20 protein-coding genes and 1 pseudogene are annotated in these 18,836 nt (G+C 65.7%); 20 read left to right on the forward strand and 1 reads right to left on the reverse strand.

Annotated elements, in window-relative coordinates; genetic code table 11:
- Window positions 1-4: 4 nt before the first annotated feature.
- The 14 genes from M5C96_RS13335 to M5C96_RS13400 all read left to right on the forward strand — a co-directional run bounded on the left by M5C96_RS13335 (window position 5) and on the right by M5C96_RS13400 (window position 14,242).
- Window positions 5-1,096, forward strand: coding sequence for a TIGR03749 family integrating conjugative element protein (locus M5C96_RS13335; RefSeq protein ID WP_272563666.1), 1,092 nt, complete (start codon window positions 5-7; stop codon window positions 1,094-1,096).
- Between the two features lie 66 nt (window positions 1,097-1,162).
- Window positions 1,163-1,375, forward strand: a complete 213-nt coding sequence (locus tag M5C96_RS13340) for a hypothetical protein (protein WP_272563667.1) — start codon at window positions 1,163-1,165, stop codon at window positions 1,373-1,375.
- A 14-nt stretch (window positions 1,376-1,389) separates the two neighbouring features.
- The gene (locus M5C96_RS13345; protein WP_272563668.1) at window positions 1,390-2,961 is read left to right on the forward strand and encodes a TIGR03752 family integrating conjugative element protein; all 1,572 of its coding nucleotides are present in this window, start codon (window positions 1,390-1,392) and stop codon (window positions 2,959-2,961) included.
- A complete protein-coding gene (locus M5C96_RS13350; RefSeq protein WP_272563669.1) occupies window positions 2,948-3,469 on the forward strand; it encodes a TIGR03751 family conjugal transfer lipoprotein in 522 nt (173 codons plus the stop codon). The genes M5C96_RS13345 and M5C96_RS13350 overlap by 14 nt, the downstream gene beginning before the upstream one ends.
- 49 nt (window positions 3,470-3,518) lie before the next feature.
- Window positions 3,519-6,428 (forward strand): conjugative transfer ATPase, encoded by a 2,910-nt coding sequence (locus M5C96_RS13355; protein ID WP_272563670.1) that lies wholly within the window; start codon window positions 3,519-3,521, stop codon window positions 6,426-6,428.
- Window positions 6,429-6,487: 59 nt separating this feature from the next.
- Window positions 6,488-6,931: a TIGR03757 family integrating conjugative element protein gene (locus tag M5C96_RS13360; RefSeq protein WP_272563671.1), complete on the forward strand. Its 444-nt coding sequence runs from the start codon at window positions 6,488-6,490 to the stop codon at window positions 6,929-6,931.
- A gap of 101 nt (window positions 6,932-7,032) precedes the next feature.
- Window positions 7,033-8,328, forward strand: a complete 1,296-nt coding sequence (locus tag M5C96_RS13365) for a TraU family protein (protein WP_272563672.1) — start codon at window positions 7,033-7,035, stop codon at window positions 8,326-8,328.
- A 41-nt stretch (window positions 8,329-8,369) separates the two neighbouring features.
- A complete protein-coding gene (locus M5C96_RS13370) occupies window positions 8,370-9,761 on the forward strand; it encodes an integrating conjugative element protein (protein ID WP_272563673.1) in 1,392 nt (463 codons plus the stop codon).
- On the forward strand, window positions 9,758-10,198 hold the full coding sequence (locus M5C96_RS13375; RefSeq protein WP_272563674.1) for a hypothetical protein: 441 nt from the start codon (window positions 9,758-9,760) through the stop codon (window positions 10,196-10,198). The genes M5C96_RS13370 and M5C96_RS13375 overlap by 4 nt, the downstream gene beginning before the upstream one ends.
- Before the next feature lie 185 nt (window positions 10,199-10,383).
- Window positions 10,384-10,524 carry a hypothetical protein gene (locus M5C96_RS13380; RefSeq protein ID WP_272563675.1) on the forward strand — a complete coding sequence of 47 codons (141 nt, stop codon included), beginning with the start codon at window positions 10,384-10,386 and terminating at the stop codon, window positions 10,522-10,524.
- A 25-nt stretch (window positions 10,525-10,549) separates the two neighbouring features.
- Window positions 10,550-11,386, forward strand: a complete 837-nt coding sequence (locus tag M5C96_RS13385; protein WP_272563676.1) for a conjugal transfer protein TraG N-terminal domain-containing protein — start codon at window positions 10,550-10,552, stop codon at window positions 11,384-11,386.
- A gap of 9 nt (window positions 11,387-11,395) precedes the next feature.
- Window positions 11,396-12,349, forward strand: coding sequence for an IS5 family transposase (locus M5C96_RS13390; protein WP_272563677.1), 954 nt, complete (start codon window positions 11,396-11,398; stop codon window positions 12,347-12,349).
- 362 nt (window positions 12,350-12,711) lie between these two features.
- Window positions 12,712-13,797 (forward strand): IS5 family transposase, encoded by a 1,086-nt coding sequence (locus M5C96_RS13395; RefSeq protein ID WP_272569564.1) that lies wholly within the window; start codon window positions 12,712-12,714, stop codon window positions 13,795-13,797.
- A gap of 223 nt (window positions 13,798-14,020) precedes the next feature.
- A complete protein-coding gene (locus M5C96_RS13400) occupies window positions 14,021-14,242 on the forward strand; it encodes a hypothetical protein (RefSeq protein WP_272563678.1) in 222 nt (73 codons plus the stop codon).
- Between the two features lie 151 nt (window positions 14,243-14,393).
- Here M5C96_RS13400 and M5C96_RS13405 read toward each other — a convergent pair whose 3' ends face one another.
- On the reverse strand, window positions 14,394-14,807 hold the full coding sequence (locus tag M5C96_RS13405) for a hypothetical protein (protein WP_272563679.1): 414 nt from the start codon (window positions 14,805-14,807) through the stop codon (window positions 14,394-14,396).
- Between M5C96_RS13405 and imuA the strand changes: the two genes are divergently transcribed.
- The 6 genes and pseudogenes from imuA (at window position 14,806) to M5C96_RS13435 (ending at window position 18,836) form a co-directional block, all read left to right on the forward strand.
- Window positions 14,806-15,600, forward strand: a complete 795-nt coding sequence (imuA, locus tag M5C96_RS13410; protein ID WP_272563680.1) for a translesion DNA synthesis-associated protein ImuA — start codon at window positions 14,806-14,808, stop codon at window positions 15,598-15,600. The two genes, M5C96_RS13405 and imuA, sit on opposite strands and share 2 nt — an antisense overlap.
- Before the next feature lies 1 nt (window position 15,601).
- Window positions 15,602-15,901: a hypothetical protein gene (locus tag M5C96_RS13415; protein ID WP_272563681.1), complete on the forward strand. Its 300-nt coding sequence runs from the start codon at window positions 15,602-15,604 to the stop codon at window positions 15,899-15,901.
- A 71-nt stretch (window positions 15,902-15,972) separates the two neighbouring features.
- Window positions 15,973-16,374: an IS66-like element accessory protein TnpA gene (gene tnpA / locus M5C96_RS13420; RefSeq protein ID WP_272563682.1), complete on the forward strand. Its 402-nt coding sequence runs from the start codon at window positions 15,973-15,975 to the stop codon at window positions 16,372-16,374.
- Complete coding sequence (tnpB, locus tag M5C96_RS13425) at window positions 16,371-16,718, forward strand: IS66 family insertion sequence element accessory protein TnpB (protein WP_272563683.1); 348 nt, start codon at window positions 16,371-16,373, stop codon at window positions 16,716-16,718. Before tnpA ends, tnpB begins: the two co-directional genes overlap by 4 nt.
- Window positions 16,719-16,866: 148 nt before the next feature.
- Window positions 16,867-18,252: pseudogene (tnpC, locus tag M5C96_RS13430) on the forward strand (IS66 family transposase); the annotation flags it as partial.
- 2 nt (window positions 18,253-18,254) lie between these two features.
- Window positions 18,255-18,836 (forward strand): plasmid pRiA4b ORF-3 family protein, encoded by a 582-nt coding sequence (locus tag M5C96_RS13435; protein ID WP_272563684.1) that lies wholly within the window; start codon window positions 18,255-18,257, stop codon window positions 18,834-18,836.

The following is an 18,836-nucleotide window of genomic DNA, read 5'->3' on the forward strand; positions in this document are numbered from 1 at the left end:
CACCATGACCCGACTCCTGTTCCGACGCCCCGTGCTGGCCGCGGTTGCTGCCGCCTCAATGCTGCCCTGCCTGCCGCAGGCGCAGGAGGTCCGCCAGCTCTCCCTGGCCAACGTTCCACCGGACATGATCGATGCCGGGCCGCAAGGCAGTGCGCAAGGGGGCGGCAAGCCCGCCGGCAGGAACGATGTCGACCTTGGACAGGATCTGTCTCCCGAGGGGACCAGCCCGCAGCCTGGGTCCGTGGGAGCCGCCTCGCCCGCGCGGGCGGCCGCCCAGGCGGCACGCGCAGGGAGTTCCTCGGCTGCTCGCACTCGCCGCCCACCCGCCACGGGTGCCACCGCCCGTGCCGGCGTGGAGCGCGCGGTCTTCGAGCGGGCGCCCATCGCCGTGCCCCTGCCCGTGGGCCGTGAGCGGCTCATCACGCTGCCGGCGCCCGCCGCCCTGCATGTCCCGCGCGACATGGAGTCGGTGGCGCGCCTGGAGGTGATCGACCGCACCCTGTATGCCACCGCCCTCGTCCCCTTCACCACCTTGCGCATCGTCGCGGAACTGGTGGACAGCGGGCAGCAGATTCCGATGGATCTCGTTGCGGGCGAGAGTACGGCTTCGGCCACGTCCGAGCTGGAGGTGTTCGTGGTCGAAGCGGGCAAGGCTTCCGGCCCTGCGGCAACCGCCACCGGTGCCGCGGCAGGGGGCGCAGCCGTCGCCAAGGAGGCCGAGCCGGAGCAGCCCGCGGCCGACATGGTGCAGCTCACCCGCTACGCAGCCCGGATGCTCTATGCCCCACGCCGCCTAGCCTACGACCTGCCCGGCGTGCGCCAGGTGGAGGTGGGCACGCAGCCCGTCACCGGCCTGCTGCGTGGCGCCCGGGTGGAGGCCGCGCCCCTGGGCCAATGGCGCTCGGGCAACCTGTACGTGACGGCCGTGCGCGTGACCAACCGCGCCAGGACGCCCCTGGAGTTGCCTTTGGAGGACATCCGGGGACGCTGGATCTCCGCGACCGCGCAGCACGGACGCATCGGCCCGGCCGGCAGCGACTGGGACACCACCGCCCTGTACCTGGTGTGCGAGCGCGCCTTCGAGGCTTGTCTTTAACGGAATTCGGCATGCACTTGCTCACGCATTTGCTGCTTTGCTAATTGAAGGGTACGAGCGATTTTTATGACTCCAAAGAACAGACTGCTCAGGGATGACAGGGCTATCAAGATGGGCTACAGCGCAGACAAGCGCAAGCGCAAAAACCAGCATCGCGTGAATGCAAAGCAGCTACTGCGCGAAGCTGGATTCTTTGCCCAAGGCGGGCAACGCGGCACCACGATGCACCAGGTTGCCAAGTGGCATCTGGACCAAGCGCGCATGCTCGCCCGGTCTTGACGCAAGGCAAGACGATGGCCACCACCAGCAACAAACTCATTCCCGTCCTGGGCACCGTCGGTGCCGCTGTCATCATCGGCGTGCTGTACCAGCAGTTCTCCGGACCCGCCCAGCCGAAGGCGGACGCCCCCATGAAGGCCGTCCCCGATCCCGCCAAGGCCAAGACCGCCCTACCCAAGGCGGCTGGAGCCGACAACGACACGCCGGCCGAGACCCTCGCCACCGTGGTGGCCAGCAACGCGCAGCTGCGCCAGGACGTTGCCAAGATCATCGAGACGAACAACCGCCTGACCGAAGAGAACCGGCGCCTGGGGGGTACGGGTGGTACTGCAGGCGCGGGTAGCCCGGCGCAGACCAACAACCCCAGTGCCGCTTCATTGCCGGCACCACAGGCCACCGCCATCGATCCCCCCGCCGCCGACAAGTCCGCCCTGGGCAACGCGATCGACACCGCCGCAGAGGCTGCGGACACGCTCATGAAGGGCCTGCCTGGTGCGCCAAGTTCGTCCGGTTCTTCGACCACTCGCGGCCCGTCCACGGGATCGCAGGCCGTGCCAGGCTCGCGTGCCGGTGCGGCGGGCTGGTCGGATGCCGGTGCCACTGCGCAGGCTGATTCCCCCGCCGGTGTGGTCCAGTACAAGCTCATGACCCCCATGGGCTACGTCGCGCACGTGGACCCGGCGCGGGGATCGGGCGCCGTGGCCACGACGCGGTTCGTGCGAACCACGCAGGCGAGCGGCGACGCCGGCATTGCAGGGCCGGCAGGGCCTGCCACGCAGGCCGCAAGAGCCGCCGCGCAGAAGGCTGAAGACACGCCGTTCTTCACCCTTCCAGAGAACTCCACGCTCGCAGGCGTCACAGCCATGACCAGCCTCATCGGCCGGGTGCCCATCGATGGCCTGGTGACGGACCCCATGCAATTCAAGGCCATGGTCGGGCGCGACAACCTCGCCGCCAGCGGCTGGGAGTTGCCGCCCGACATCGCCGGCATGATCGTGACGGGGGTGGCCATCGGGGACATGGCGCTGTCGTGTTCCGAGGGCAAGGTGCGCTCGATCACCTTCGTCTTCAACGACGGCACCGTGCGCACCGTGTCCTCCCGCAACCGGGCCGGCGGGATTTCCACGGGGAGCGGATCGGGCGGTTCATCTGGGGGCGACATCGGCTTCATCTCGGACCTGCACGGCAACCCGTGCATCCCGGGCAAGTTCGTGACCAACGCGGCGAGCTACCTCACCGACATCAGCATGCTGCGCGGCCTCGGCGTGGCCGGCCAGGCCTTCGCCGACGCGCAGCGCACCCAGCGCAACAACAACGACGGATCGACGTCCTCCTCGATCACGGGCGACCGAGGGCGCTTCGCCATGGGCCAGGCCGTGAGCGGCGCCACCGACGAGGTGACCCAGTGGATGCTCCAGCGCCTTCGCAACAGCTTCGATGCGGTGATCGTGCCCTCGGGTGCGCAGCTCGTCATCCACCTGGACCAGGAAATCCGCCTGGACAAAGCCGTCAACGCCCGCCGCCTGGTGCATCGCCAGCAGGGCGGCACCCAAATCGCACGAGGAGAACGCCATGGTCTCGAATGACCCCATCCCGATGACATCACGTCTGATGCCCACAGCCTTGCTGTCCCTGGCCCTGCTGGGCTCCGGCTGTTCTGTCACCGGAAACCGGGAATCGCCCATCAACGAGGTCACCCGTGGCAGCCCGACCGTGCTGGACATCTACCGCGGCAAGGCCGTGGCCAAGGATGACAAGGGTGCCCTCACCGTCCCCACGCAGACCGCGCAGGACCGCCTGCGCGGGGCATCGACCGCGCGGCCCATTGCTGCGGGCGACGCCGACACCCAGCGTTACTGGTCTGCCCTGGAGCCCATGCGCCAGCGATTTGCCCGCGTGCCCAACCCCGATCTGGTCATGGTGGTCTATCCGCATCTGGCGCGCGGCACCTACCCGGTGCCGGGTTACGTGACCACGTTTCCGATGTACGAGCAGACGTTCTACGCGCTGCCGGGAGAGGTCGAGCAGGACCTGCAGGCGGGTCGTGCCCTGCGTCCGGACGCGGGCGCGACTACAGCCAATAGCACTCGCTGATTGCATCAAGGCCGTTTTTACCGAGCCCACCACGAAGAACCTCCGATCCATGCTCCTCGATCTGATCCGACCCAAGCGCGCGCCCGGCTCCCCTGCCGAGGGCGCAGCCGCGACCACCACCTCCTCATCCTCCTCCAATGGCCAGACCGTCGCGCAGCGCCGGCGCATGGCCCTGCGCCCGCCCTCCTTCACCGACATGCTGCCCTATGTCGCCTACGAGAGCGAGGACAAGGTGTTCGTGCTCAAGGACGGCGCCACCCTCGGCGCGATGTTCGAGCTGTCCGCCATCCCCACCGAGGCGCAGGCCGCGCACGTGCTCGCCGAACATGCTCTCAAGGTGCAGGAAGCCCTGCAGGCGCTCCCCGAGTCGGACGCCTCCCCCTGGATCGTCCAGTTCTTCGCCAGCGACGACCGCAATCTCGGCCCTCTGACGGGGGTGCTGCGTGACTACATCGCCGAGCAGCACAAGGACTACCCCGAGCGCTGCCGCGCCATCCTGGATTCGCGCTTCACCCAGTCGGTCCTGTCGGAGATGTCCCGGCACCTGGATCTGGTATCCCGCCCGCAAGGCCTGTTCACCGACACCCTGGTGACGGGCCAGGTCTGGCGCGGCCAGATGCGGCGCGTGCGCTGCTGCATCTACAAGCGCTTCGCGGGCCTGGCCGACGACCCGGCGCCGCCCACCGCGCAGATCGAGTCGGTGGCCATCACCCTCATGTCCACCTTCGGCGAGGCCGGCGTGGCCGCGCGCCGCTGCACCGGCCGCGACCTCTACGAGTGGCTCCTGCCTTTCTTCAACCGGGCCGTGCCCTGGGCCAGCACGCCCACCGACCTGATGCGCCAGGCGCCCTACCCCGGCGACGACAGCGCGCAGGCAGGAGAGGCGCCCCTGTTCGGCTGCGACCTGTCGGACCTGCTCAATCTATCGCCCCCCAGATCCGACCTCGCCGCCGGCACCTTCGAGTTCGACGGTATGCCCGTCAAGGCCCTGGCCTTGCAGAGCATGCGCAGTCAGCCGCAAACCGGCCACTTCTCGGCCGAGTTGCAAAGCGGCAAGGAGAGCTTCGCACGCCTGGACCGCCTGCCCGCCGGCGCCATGCTCTCCATCTCCCTCACCGTGCAGCCGCAGCACCAGTTGGAGCGCCACATCGAGCGCATCCGGGACGCCTCCCGCGCCAAGTCCGCCGCGGCCATGGAAACGCACCGCGAGTGCGAGCATGTCCTTGCCCGGATGGTGCAAGGGGACAAGCTCTACCCCATGATGATGACGCTCTACGTGAGCGGACACGACACCGCCGACCTGGAGCAGCAGATCTCCCAGGTCAATGCGCTGCTCGTGCCCTCAGGCCTGCGGTTCATCGATTCCAGGCACGACCTGGTGCCCCTGGACACCTTCATGCGTGGGCTGCCCTTCAACTTCGATCCGGCATTCGACAACCGTTCACTGCGCCGCTCACGCCTGACCTTCGCCTCCCACGCCGCCGCGCTGCTGCCCGTGTATGGACGGGCGCGCGGGACTCCCCACCCGGGCATGTGGTTCTGGAACCGCGGCGGCGAACCGCTCTGGCTCGATCCGCTGAACCGGCGGGACAGGAAGAAGAACGCGCACATGCTCGTGCTGGGCCCTACGGGCGCGGGCAAGTCGGCCACGCTGAACTACCTGGCCATGATGACCATGGCCATCCACAAGCCTCGCCTTGTGATCGTGGACGCGGGCCGCTCCTTCGAGCTGCTGCTCGCGTACTTCAAGGGCATGGGCCTGTCCACCCACCATGTCACGCTCACGAGCGAAGCGGACGTATCGCTGCCGCCCTTCGTGCATGCCCTGCGGCTGCTGGACGATCCCGATGTCATGTCCTCCTACAACGCCGCCGAGCAGCAGGCCCGGGTCAACGCCGGCGTGCCGGACGACGAGGGCATCGACATTCTGATCGGTGAAGCGCACGAGAGTCCGGTCGGCGCGCAGGCGGGCAAGCAGGCCGAGGCCTCGCCCGACGAAGACCAGGATGACGACGGGACGGAGCGGCGCGATCTGCTGGGGGAGATGCTGATTGCCGCCATCATGATGATCACCGGCGGCGAGGAGCAGGAGGTGGCCCGCATGGGCCGCGCCGACCGCTACCTCGTCTCGCGGGCGATCATCCGCGCGTCCGTGCGCTGCAAAAGGGAAGGCCGCACGCACCCGCTGACCCAGGACGTGGCCATCGAACTCATGGGCATGCACCGCGACGAGACGCTTTCCGGCCCGCGCCAGATGCGCGCGGAGGAAATGGGCCAGTCCATGATGACCTTCACGCAGGCGCTGCGCGGCAAGCTCTTCAATCGCGAGGGACAGGACTGGCCGGACGCGGACGTGACCCTCATCGAGATGGGAACGCTCACGCAGGATGGCTACGGCGACGCCCTGGCGGTGGCCTACACCAGCCTCATCGACTCGGTGCAGTCGCGCGGCGAGCGCACGCAGGCCGAGGGCCGCCCCATCGTCTTCCTGACCGACGAAGGCCACTTGATCACCACCAACGAGTTGCTGGGCCCGAAGATCGCCAAGGGCACCAAGATGTGGCGCAAGCTGAACATCTGGTTCTGGCTGGCGACGCAGAATTTGCAGGATTTCCCGGACTCGATGGAGCGGGTGCTGTCCATGTGCGAATACTGGATGCTGCTCACCATGGACCGATCGGAGATCGCCGAGGTCGCGCGGTTTCGGAGCCTCACGCCCGAGCAGCGCCATCTGATGGAGTCCGCCCGCAAGGAGCCGCCCAAGTACACCGAGGGCGTCATCATCTCGGCGCTCGGCCAGATGCTGTTTCGCAACGTGCCGCCTGCGCTGCCGATCGCCCTCGCCATGACCGAGGGCCACGAGAAGGCGCACCGGCGCCGTCTCATGGACCAGCACGGCTGCACCGAACTGGAGGCGGCCATGCTTGTGGCCGAGGAACTCGCGCGGGCACGCGGATGAGCGCCGTGCATCGGATCTGCTCGAAACTCCGGCCATGGGCACTGGCATTGCCGGCGTTCATGACGGCCTCCCTTGCCCAAGCTCAGGTCATCCTGGGCGATGACCTGTACCGGGGCATCACGCAAGTGGAGGTGTTCGCCAACTCGGCCATGTTCGTCACGCCCCAGCGTTCGGACCGATTCAAGCTCGACATCTACCGCCTGGACGCCATGTCCAGCGTTCAGCAGTCCATCAACCAGGGATTGCCGCAAAACGAGGCCGATGCCCGCGCGTGGCTCGTTGCGAACGAAGCGCGCATCCGCCGGCAGGTGCAGCCCGTGGTCGCCAACGCGGCCAATGGCATCACCCTGGCGATGCACTATCGCATCGACCGGCTGCCGGCCATCGTCGTGAACCGCCAGACCGTGGTGTTCGGGATGACGGACGTGAATGCCGCGCTGGCCGCGTTCCAGCGCGCCCGGGCATCCTCTGTGTCGGCCTCTGGATCGAGGGGCGTGCAATAAATAGGCCATCACCTTTTCGCCGATCAATGGGCAACGCAAGGGGCCCCTTGGCAGCGCTGCGATCCGCCGCCGTTGCACTGGTCCTGTCCGGTTCCTTCGCCATGGCGCCCAGCACGGCCTTGGCGCAGACCACCAACACCGTGGCGATCCTGACCGCCACCTTGCAATCCTTCCCCAGTTGCCTGTCCTACCAGGTCAAGGGCATGTGCTTCTTCCTGCGCTGCAACATCAAGGGCTGTACGGTCCTCTACTCGATCCGCATGAGCCACTACCTGCCCGATGCGATCGTGAGCACCTACAACGATCCGCTGATGCACCCCTGGCTGGAGGTGGGCAAGCCGATCGCCACCGCCATGGCGGGCGTCGGCTCGGCGATGGCCGGCATGCCGCTGGATTCCGCGGCCGATACCGCGCGGGACGACACCGAGATCACCACCTTCAAGGGGGCGGACGCCATCGGCAACCCCGTGGGCATGGTGGCGAGCACGCTCTCCACCGGGACGCTGCCGAACGTGCCCTCCGTGTTCGGCATCCCAGGGATCTCGGAGTTGATGGAGTTCCCCACCGAAGAACTGCCCAACATCCAGCGCGAATGGATGTCCGTGCCCATGGATGCGGCCAATTCGGTCCTGCAGGGTGCGGCGAATCTTGCCAAGGCCCCCATGGACATCATCGGCAAGATCACGAGCCTGCCCGGGCGCCTGTCGCAGCTGCAGTCCGCGGCCGGCAACGTCGGCAGCTTCCTGGGCTCCAGCAGTGGTCTGGCTACCCTGGGCATGGATGCCGCGGCGCTGGCGGGCATCGACCTGGGGCCGCTGCAGCAGGTCGTGTCGATCGCATCGCTTGCCGGCGGCAGCATGGACCTGGGGCCGGGCGGTCTTTTTTGCCCAGGCGGCGCCTCCGCGTTCGGACTGCACTACCAGTCGGAACTCGATGCGCTGTTCTGGCGCGGCATCCTGCCGGTGGAGATGCTGTACGCATCCTCCTGGGTGCCCACCCGCAACGAGGTGAGCCACTCGGGGATCACCAGTACCTGGGGCAGCATCTACCCGCGCACGGGCGAGGTGGTCCAGCAGCACCCGGTCAAGGCCTCGGCCGTACTGGCCGAGCGCGTGGCCAGCATCATCAAGAAGCGCGCCCAACCCCACATCTACAAGCGCCTGGAGACCAGCGGCAACTTCAAGTATTTCTCATCCATCGAGGACTCCGACACCCGCTGGTCGATGGTCTATCCCCGCACCACCCCCAGTTGCGTGCGGTTCGGCGAGAACGACTCCCTGTCCCTGCTGTCCTTCGGTGATGGCCGCACCAGCGCCGTCAACGGCTACGTCTGGAACCTCTGGAACAAGTACGACTGCTGCCAGCGACGCGGCATCTACCTGTTCTCGGTTCCCTGATCCATCGCTTGCACGCCCTCCGCACATTTTTCAGCACTCTCATGCGATTCATCTCGATCTCGAAATCCCCATGGCGCCCTCACGCGCTGGCCGCGGCGCTTGCCCTGGCCAGCATGGGCACAACATCGGCCTTGCATGCACAGCCGGTTTCCAACTCCACCCTGTACTACCGCATGGGCGGCGGCACGCCGGGCGGTGCGGCCAACAACCGCGGGCAGACCTCCCAGGCCCTGGGCCTGCAGGCCAATCTGCGCCTGAACTACTCCTGCGGAAAGTTCGATGTGGGCATGTCCTGGGGCAACATCATGAACAACATCTCGCGGCTGGGTCAGCAGGTGACCAATGCCGTGCAGGCGGGGATCGCCTCGCTGCCGCTGTACGTCCTGCAGCGTGCCCAGCCGGGCCTGTACCAGCTCTTCCAGAACTACAGCCAGAAGGCGGATCTGCTGGTCGCCTCCTCCCTCAAGACCTGTGAGGAAACCGAGGCGATGATCCGCGCCGGCCAGAATCCCTACGAGGACTGGATCAAGATGGCCAAGGGCGATGCCTGGAAGGTCAAGGCCAATACGTCCGGCGACATCGTGCAGGCCAAGATCGACATCAACAAGAACGAGGAGGCGCAGCGCACGGGCGTGAACTGGGTGTTCGGCCAGAAGGCCGGCGGCATCAACTCGCTTCCCCTTCGCCCCATCCGCGATCTCTCGGTGGCGGGCTACAACGCCACGCTGAACAAGTCCGTCACGACCTCCTCCAGCACCAGCTATACCGGCTCGACCGACAAGTCCACGCGCCTAGTGCAGGCCTTCGCATCGCCGGACGACCTGGCCCGGTTCACCACCGAGGTGCTGGGCGACAAGCGCGTCTATACCTGCTCACAAAGCGCGGACTGCCCGGTCGCGACGGCGGTGACCACGGCGTCCGGCCTGGGCCCGAAGTACGAAGCGGAGGTGGACCAGGTGCTGCCGAAGCTGCAGGCCATGGCGGGCGCCCCCTCGGGCAGTCCCTACGCCGATCTGAACACGATCGCCGCGCCCGGCATGGCCATCAGCCCGCAGCTGCTGGACGCGCTGCGCAAGCTGCCTCCCGACACACGCGGCATCGCCGTGACCCGGCTCGGCCAGGAGTTGGCGATGCACCGGGTGATCGACAAGGCGCTGGTAGCACGTGCCGTGCTGCTCACGGGCCTGAGCCTGCCCGAGGTGACGGCCGCGGGCGACGCCATGCGGGACACGCAGTCGCAGATCGACCGCCTGACGCAATTCATCAACGACCTGATGTTCGAGGCCCGGATTCGCAAGGAGCTGACCTCCGACACGGCCCTGGCCATCATGGGCAGCCAGTTCCAGGCCGATTCGCGCTCGATGCGCGTGCCCGATGGGCGGGCAGCCGATCCCCAGCCGATGGAGAACGGCCGCGTAAAGGTGACGCCATGAGCACGCAGCCTCGTGAAACCGAAACGGGAGAGCCAGTGGGTGGAGCAGAGACCGAGCGTCCGGGGTCATCCCGGCGCCGGCGGCTGCTGCGCCTGGCGTTCATCGGCCTGGCCTGGCTGGCCAGCGCCAGCGCGATGGGGTTCGTCCTGGTCGCGCTGCTGTCGCACCTGCAGGTGCAGCCAGAGACCCTGGCCACGTTCCAGATCTGGGCGAGCGGGATTCGGCACTACGGTGCGCTGGTGCAGTGCATGGTCGTTGCCGGCATCGGCATCTGGTGGCAGGCCATCGTGGCCTGGGGTGCGCGCCGCGGCATCGTGCGGCCACAGGAGCATGCACAGGTCATCGCCCTGCGGTGGAAGGTGATGGCGTTCTTGATCGTCTACCTGCTGCTGATCCCGATCGGGCCCAACAACTTGCTGCGCTGGATGCAGGCATGACAGGCCTCCAGACCTTGCTCGATCTCACTGCTCCAAATGGAGCAGTGAGATTCGATAAACCAAACCAGATGAAGTCGATGTCGAAGATCCACCTCAAACCAGCCTCGATCCAATTGAGCGGAACCAAGCCCCTGCCCTGTGTTTGCTCTCGTGCGGTGAGGCTGCGTCACGTCCACCGCCTGCTCGTGCAACTCGTCAATGCCCTGCAGGAGCCCGGTCGCGCGGCCCTGCCCGCCGCCCTCCTGGCCACGCTGCAGGAGCCGACGCTCGAAGACTCGCTCGCCGAGCCCGGCCAGCTGGTCGACACGCACTGCAGATTGCACTGATCCGAACTCACCTTTCGCCACCACCATGCAGCTCGACAGCTACCTCGAAATCTTCACCACCATGTACGGGTGGGCCTTCGCCAACATCATCGGCGAGGTGATCACCGGCACCGGCCTGATCATCGTGCCCTTCGCAGTCATCCTCTTTAACGCTTGGCGCGAGGCCAAGGAGCAGGGCTTGGAGAGCGCCGGCGTGCTGCCCCTCCTGGAGAGCGTGGGCACGAAGATCATCGTCGCACTGTTCGTAATGTCGCTGTGCTTCGCCACGACGCCCATCACGTCGCTCAGCTCCGTCAACCTGAGCTACATGCCGAGCGCAACGCCCCAGGAGCCCAACCCCACCCTGGTCTTGCGCAACGGCGGCACGGGCTCGGGCTACGACGCGGCGATGAAGGATGCGTCGGACGGCACCATGAGCACGGCGGGCAACCTCTCCCAGATGCCGGCCTGGTGGTTCTCCACCATGGCCATCTCCTCGGGCATCAAGCGCGCCGTGCGCGCCGGCATTCGATCGGGCGACCGGCAGATCCGCATGGTCGAGGACATGGCACGCAACGCGACCATCCAGGACCCGCGCGTGCTCAACGCCATCCAGCGCTTCTACAGCGAGTGCTTCATCCCGGCCCGAAGCCGCTACTTGGCGGCCGCCAGCGGCGCCCTTTCGCCGACAGGGCAAAGCCTCGTGGCGGTGGACAACAAGGAGTACGGCCCCACGGACGTGGACTGGATCGGCAGCCAGCTGTTTCGCACGGAGTCGGGCTACTACGCCGACATGCGTTCGTACAACCCGGTGCCGGATTTCCCGGTGGATTTCTCCCGGGACATCGGCTTTGTTGCACAAAGCGATGCAGCTCGCTGGTAGTCTGACCAGATGAGTGAAGGCAAGAAGATGCGGACCCGCTACCGCACGACAAACTGGGCACAGTACAACGCGGCATTGAAGGCCCGTGGATCGCTGACGATGTGGCTGGATAGGGGGATGCAGTGGCTGGCTGAGCCCAAAGGCAAACGCGGTCGCAACCAAACGTTCTCGGATGCCGCGATCCAGTTCTGTCTGAGCATCAAGTGCCTGTTTGGTCAGCCCCTTCGCCAAGCGCTTGGCATGGTCCAAAGCCTGCTCAAGCTGGCTGGGGTGAACTGGCCGGTCCCTGACTTCAGCACGGTCTGTCGGCGCCAAAAGGATCTGCAAGTCCAACTGAACTACCAGCCGAGGAGCTCACCGCTGCACCTGCTGGTGGACAGCACAGGCATTAAGTTCCTGGGAGAAGGTGAATGCAAGCGCAAAAGGCACGGGGCCGAATACCGGCGCGAATGGCGTAAGGTTCATTTGGGCATCGATGCTCAGACACTGGAGATCCGGGCCATCGAGGTCACCAGCAACGCCATTGGAGATGCGCCCATGCTGCCGCAGTTGCTGGCGCAAATTGAGGTCGATGAGCCCATCGCCAGTGTCAGTGTCAGTGCTGACGGAGCTTATGACACGCGGGCCTGTCTGGACACCATTGCCAGACGAGGTGCACAGGCCGTGATCCCGCCACGCAAGAACGCCAGTTTCTGGAAACGGGCCAGTCCCGGGTCAGCCAGCCGTAACGAAGCCGTACGGGCCTGCAGGCGCCTGGGCTGGCGTATCTGGAAGAGCTGGAGCGGCTACCACCGGCGCAGCCTGGTGGAGACCAAGATGCACTGCTTCAAGCGCTTGGGCGAGCGGGTCATGGCACGAACGTTTGAGCGTCAGGTGGTTGAGCTGCATGTCCGAGTTGCGCTGCTGAACCGGTTCAGCCAGCTTGGACGGCCTGAAACCGTCGCGGTGGCGGCTGTGGCATGAGTGCGCCTGGGGCTGGGGTCATAACGCGCTCGATTCGGTTTGTGCAACAAAGCCTGCGTGAGGCACAGCTTACGGGGCAGTTTGCGTTTGTAGAAGTCAATGCCGCAGGCAATGCATCCACGTTGAATCCCGACAACCCGCTCGATTATTTGAACGGATACGTTGTCTGGCCTCAGATGGGCTTTGATGGTCCGATACCGGCCAATCGAAAGGCTGATCTCCACCCATGCGAAATGGTCTCGGACGTATTGAAATCTGTCGACGGCAAATCTAAGTGGGCGACGTATGGAGACTATTGGGAACCTCTCAAAACCCATCCGGTCCCTTGTTGATCGAGAATGCGTGCTCCATCCTTTGCCATGATCACTCCCCGTAGCGCCCTGAAGTTCGACCTGTTCGCTGAGGCCTCGCGCCAACACAAGAGAGATGAGGTGGGCGATCCGCTGCAGGTGATCGCGCGGCACATCGACTTCGCAGAACTGGCCCGGCTGGTGGATGCCTTGATCGAACGCGGGGGTGGCCGCCGGGGCGGTCGGCCCGCCTACCCCACCGAGGTGATGGTGCGCATCCTGGTGTTGAAGCGGCTGTACAACCTGTCCGATGAGCAGATGGAGTATCAGTTGCTGGACCGGGGGAGCTACCAGCGGTTTTGCCTGTTGCAGGATGCGATGAACGTGCCGGACCGCAACACGATCTGGCGCTTTGGCGAGCGCCTTGGCGTGGGCGGGGCAACGGCCTTGTTCCAGGGGGTGGATGCCCAACTGCAGCGCCACGGCTACATCGCCCGGGGCGGGCAGGCCATTGATGCCACGCTGGTGCCCGCGCCCCGACAGCACATCGGCCAGCAGGAGCGGCGAACGCTGGCACAAGGCGGGCAGCCGGACTGGAGCCAAGCGCGACGCAGGCAAAAGGATGTGGAGGCCACGCACACGAAGAAGCACGGCAAAAGCCACTTCGGCTACAAGCTCAGCGTGAGCGTGGACCTCAAGCACGGCTTCATCCGCCGCCTCGCCACGGGCACGGCCAGCGAGCACGACGGGCACCACTTCGATGAGGTGCTGGACATGCACAACACCGGGCGGGCAGTGCATGCGGACAAAGCCTACCCGAGCCGCCAAAGGTGCCAGATGCTGAAAGTGCTGGGATTCGTGGATGCGATGCAGCGCCGTGCGCAGGCGGGCCGACCACAGAGCGAATGCCAGAAGGGGCGCAACCAGCGCATCGCAAAGAAACGAGCCAAGGTGGAGCACGTGTTCGCCGGTATCCGCCACCTGGGGGGCAAGTTCGTGCGCACCATCGGACAGGCGCGCGCCACGGTGGGGATGACGATGATGGCCGCCTGCTACAACATGAAGCGACTGGCCTGGTTCCTGCATCGGGGCGTGGATGCTTTCTTCAAGCCCGCCACTGGCAAGGCACAAGTGCGCCTGCAAACGGTGAAAGCCTGAGCCACCGGGCCTGCAAGGCCCCTCATGCACCCAGGCGCAGACCGTTGCTGGGCCTCATCACGCTCAAACGGCTACTGGCGCCCACTCCTCCCTATTCGGATTCGTCAAACATGGGGTTGTGAGAGGCTCCCTCTTGTCGTTTGCGATTTGACCTTGTCAGCGGCTCGGCGTCCTGGGTTGCTCTTGATCGCTACTTGCAGGACAATGGAATTGAGGTCTCACCATGAATTACAACGCCGTCAAGCACTTGCTCAAGCCCCTGTCCAACGCGCAGCTCGATGCGCTGGAGCAGGCGCATGATCGTGCACGGCCACAACGCGAGAGCGCTGTTGGTCTGGATGACTTCGGTCTGGTGGGCGTTGCACGGGTGGTACAGGCTCGCCGTCGCACCCAAACGGGGCTGGATGGACGCCAGTTCGCTACGAACTTCTTGGTCCGCGACTGACGATGTAGCTACCTCAGAGGGGGGGCGCCCTTCCCTGCCCTGGTTGCGCTGCTTGGCGTTTTCATCAGTCCACTCGGCTGACTCGCCCTAGCCAACGTTCGCGACCTCTAACTTTTGAGCCTTCAACAGTTAGAACGGCTTTCCAGCGTATTTAATCTACGCCGTCCGGACCACGGGCACTTCGCCTCTCCAGTTTGATCGTTTTAAGGATCGCATCGGCTTCTTCACGCGTAGGGAGTGTCCGATCCTTCACGAGTCGATGAAACGCCCCGCAATGCGGATCGGAGCATCCGCAAACCACTGCGCGTACAGGGTGATTCGTACCGCTGCGCTTTTGCATCGCGTTGGTTCGCTCAGCACTTTTGATCGTGCTGATCACCGCATCGCGCCCCATGAATTTTCCGCTCATCAGACCCCTTGTTGTGCTGTCACTGTGTTGACCATTTTGAGCGAGTTCCACGCCCCCGTGGGTGACGAGGTGAGCTTGGACCATCGGCATACGAGTCGAATCCATATACTGTGCTTTCATGCAGTATTTGTGATTCTTATCCGGCAATTTGACCATGCCAGTTCCTGCTCATCCATCTGGTGCCTTTGGCTTAGATGCACTCCCCCGGCACGTGGCCGAGGCGGTGTGGCGCGGTGCGGAAGTCGGTAGTTCGTCATCTCGCACAGTTTCTACAGGATTTGCGGCCCTTGACTCCTTGCTTCCTGGCGGTGGCTGGCCTACCCATACCCTGACCGAGTTGCTCCTGCCCCAAGCGGCCCTGTGCGAGTGGCGTCTGCTGGGTCCATCGGTCCCATCGTTCCTCGATTCTGGCGGACGTGTTTACCTGATCGCGCCCCCGAAGCAGCCGCACGTAGGCGGCCTGATCCAACTCGGACTGACGCCGGACCAGGTGGTATGGATTCATGCCAGCGCCCCGGTAGACCGCCTCTGGATCACTGAGCAACTCGTCAAGTCCGACCCTGCCGGTGCCGTATTGGCATGGTTGCCTCAAGCCCGGCCAGAGCAGATCCGGCGCCTGCAGATCCACGCCCAGTCCTGCGACGCCCCGGTGTTTCTGCTTCGCCCCATCACCGCTTTGAATGATGCCTCGCCCGCTCCGCTGCGGGTCGCAGTGTCGCTCGCTCCTGGCTGGCAGCTGGAAGTGCGCATCCCCAAGCGGCGTGGCGGGTCGCTGGAGGACGCCTTGTATCTGGAGGCCATGCCTGCCAGCTTGGCGGCAGTCATCCCGCCGCGATTGAGGGTCCCGCAGGCGATCCCTGTGGCACGCTCCCACAAGGAGGCCTCCGATGCTCGGGCATTGGGCCGCGTTGCTCCCGATCCCTTTGCCCGCCAGTCCATCGCCCATTGATGTGACTGCTCTCGGCATCTGGGCCTTGCAGTTCACTCCCCGGGTGGCATTGCTGGAGGATTGCGTCGTCGCAGAGGTGTCGGCCAGCGCGCGGCTTTTTAGCGGGATGCAGCCATTGCACGATCTCGTGGAGGCAGGCGCCATGGAACTCGGCGCCCGCATCGCCTGGGCGCCGACAGGCACCGCGGCGTTGGCGCTGGTGCACGATGCCTCCACCCCCGAAGACTGTGACGGATTCCGCGCTCCGCTGGCCCAGTGGCTGGATCGTAAGCGTCTTCTCAGTACCCTCTGTTTTTGCTGAGGGCTGATGTGCAGGATCGGTGGTCCATGTACGCTGCGATGGTGTGCATGAAGAACCGCTAATGCACATCAATGAACGATCAAGACACCCCGAGCAAGCGCCGTCGGCGCGAGCACAGCCCGATGTTCAAGCGCGAGCTGGTCGCACGAAGCCTGGTGCCCGGCGCGTCAGTGGCCGCCGTCGCGCTGCAGGCCGGCATCAACTCGAACCTGCTGTTCGCATGGCGCCGGATGCACCTGAGCACGCAAGAGCAGCCCCAGACGCCAGCGCCGCCGCAGCCCTCGCCGATGTTGCTGCCCGTCACCATCGAAGCTGCTCCGGTTGCGCCATGCCCTTCACCCACGGCGGCGGCGCCTCGTCAGCCTGGCGGGACCATCGAGATCGATGTCGGCGGGGCGAGGGTGCGATTGCGCGGTGCAGTCGACGAAGCCAGCGTGCGCCATGTCCTGCAGACGCTCAAGGCGCTGGCGTGATCGGCCTTCCCACGAGCACCCGCGTCTGGATCGTTGCCGGCCACACCGACATGAGGAAGGGCTTCAACGGCCTGTCTGCGATGGTGCAGACGGCGCTGGCGGCCAACCCCTTCTGCGGTCACGTCTTCGTCTTCCGCGGCCGGCGCGGCGACATGCTCAAGGTGCTGTGGTTCGATGGCCAGGGATTGCTTCTGCTGGCCAAGCGCCTGGAGCGCGGCCGATTCGTCTGGCCGCAGGCGCAAGGCGGCAAGGTCTCGCTCACGCCGGCACAGCTCTCGATGCTGCTCGAAGGCATCGACTGGCGCATGCCGATGCGCACAGATCAGCCTGCGCTCGCAGCTTGAACTGGGCTCAAGAATTCGTCTTCTGAACGCGCTGGTCGCGGTCGATTCCGGGTAGGTCCGATGGCATAGTAGATGGCGTGCCGAACACCGCCAACGCACCCCACACCGTCGACTCGCTGCTGCGTGTCGTGCAGGCCCGTGACGCGGAAGTCGCCCTGCTCAAACTGCTCATGAACTCGCACCGGTCGGCAAGACACCGAAGGCGCAAGCGGCCAACAGCGAAGGCTTCGACCGCAGCCTGCCCACACACCTGCCGCGGGAGAACCATGTGTACCGGCCCGAGACATCGGATGCGCGGCGCGATGCCGCCGGCCAGGCCTGCGGCTGCAGCGCATGTGGTGGTCGGCTGCGGCAGATCGGCCAGGACGTCTCGGAACAACTGGAGTACGTGCCCTCGCGCTTCAAGGTGATCCGCCACGTGCGCCCCAAGCTCGCCTGCATGGCGTGCGAATCGATCTTCCAGGCGCCAGCGCCCAGCCGGCCCATCGCACGCGGCGTGGCCGGCCCCGGGCTGCTGGCCCACGTGCTGGTCGCCAAGTATTGCGACCACCAACCGCTGTACCGCCAGAGCCGGATCTACGCACGCGAGGGCGTCCTGATCGAGCGCTCCACGATGGCTGGCTGGGTCGGCCAGAGCGAGAAGCTCTTGCACCCACTGGTCGCAGCGCTCGGGCGCTACGTGCTGGCGGGCTCCAAGCTCCACGCCGACGACACGCCAGTGGCGGTGCTCTCGCCCGGGCGGGGCAAGACCAAGACCGGGCGGCTCTGGGTCTACGTGCGTGACGATCGGTCATCTGCGAGTGCAGACGCGCCCGCGGCGTGGTTGCGTTACTCGCCCGACCGCAAGGGTGAACATCCTCAGGCGCACCTGAAGAACTTCAAGGGCGTGTTGCAGGCCGATGCGTATGCCGGCTTCGCCAAGCTCTATGCAAACGGCAACGTCATCGAGGCTTCGTGCTGGGCGCATGCGCGCAGACCATTCTGGGATCTGCACGAGAGCCAGGGGCGGGCGCAGGGCTCGGTTGCAGAACAGGCCCTTCGGCGCATCGGTGCGCTGTATGCGATCGAATCCGACATCCGCGGCCGCCCACCGGATGAGCGCTGCCGGGAGCGGCAGGCGCGAGCCGGGCCGTTGCTCGAGGAACTGTTCGCCTGGTTGCGAGGGATGCTCGGGCAGGTGTGTGCCAAGTCGGAACTCGCACGCGCCATCGGCTACACGCTCACACGGCTCCGGTCGTTGACGCGCTACCGTGACGACGGTCGCATCGAGATCGACAACAACGCCGCCGAGCGCGCGCTGCGCGGCGTGAGCCTGGGCCGCAAGAACTTCATGTTCATGGGCTCGGACGCTGGGGGCGAGCGCGCCGCGGCCATCTACAGCCTGGTGGAGACGGCCAAGCTGAACGGGCTCGACCCCGAGGCTTACCTGCGCGATGTGCTCGGGCGCATTGCGGACCATCCGATCAATCGCATCGACGAGTTGCTGCCGTGGAACATCGGCCGACACGCCGAAGACCAACGACAAGCAGCTTGAGCATGGCGAGCAAGGTCCAACGGATCAAGGCACCAGCGGCGATCCTGCAACTGCACATTGAATTGCGCGGCACCAAGCCCAAGGTCTGGCGCCGCGTCCTGGTGCCAGAGACGATCACCCTGGCCAAGCTGCATCTTGTGGTCCAGGCTGCCTTCGGCTGGGGCCACTCGCATCTGCACGAGTTCATCGCTGGCGACGGCGAGCGCTATGGCACGCCAGACCCGATGCACGACGAGCCTGGCTCGATCACCAGCGAAAGCACGCGACTGACCACTGCCCTGAACCGGTCGACGCTGAGCTACGTCTACGACTTCGGGGACTACTGGGACCACCGCATCAAGGTCGAGAAGAAGATCGCACCGATGCCGCAGTTCGTGCTCCCGTTCTGTGCCGGCGGTGCCTGTGCAACGCCGCCGGAGGATTGCGGAGGCGCACCGGGCTATGCGGAGTTCGTGCGGGCCATGGCGAACCCTGACGATCCCGAGCACGACAACCTGGTCGAATGGATCGGTGCCGATACCTGGGACCCGTTGGCCTTCGACAGCATCGAGATCAACGACCGGCTCGCCGCGATCAAGGTCTGA

The sequence above is a fragment of the Acidovorax sp. GBBC 1281 genome (genome assembly GCF_028473645.1).
In the GTDB taxonomy this organism is placed as follows: Bacteria; Pseudomonadota; Gammaproteobacteria; order Burkholderiales; family Burkholderiaceae_C; genus Paracidovorax.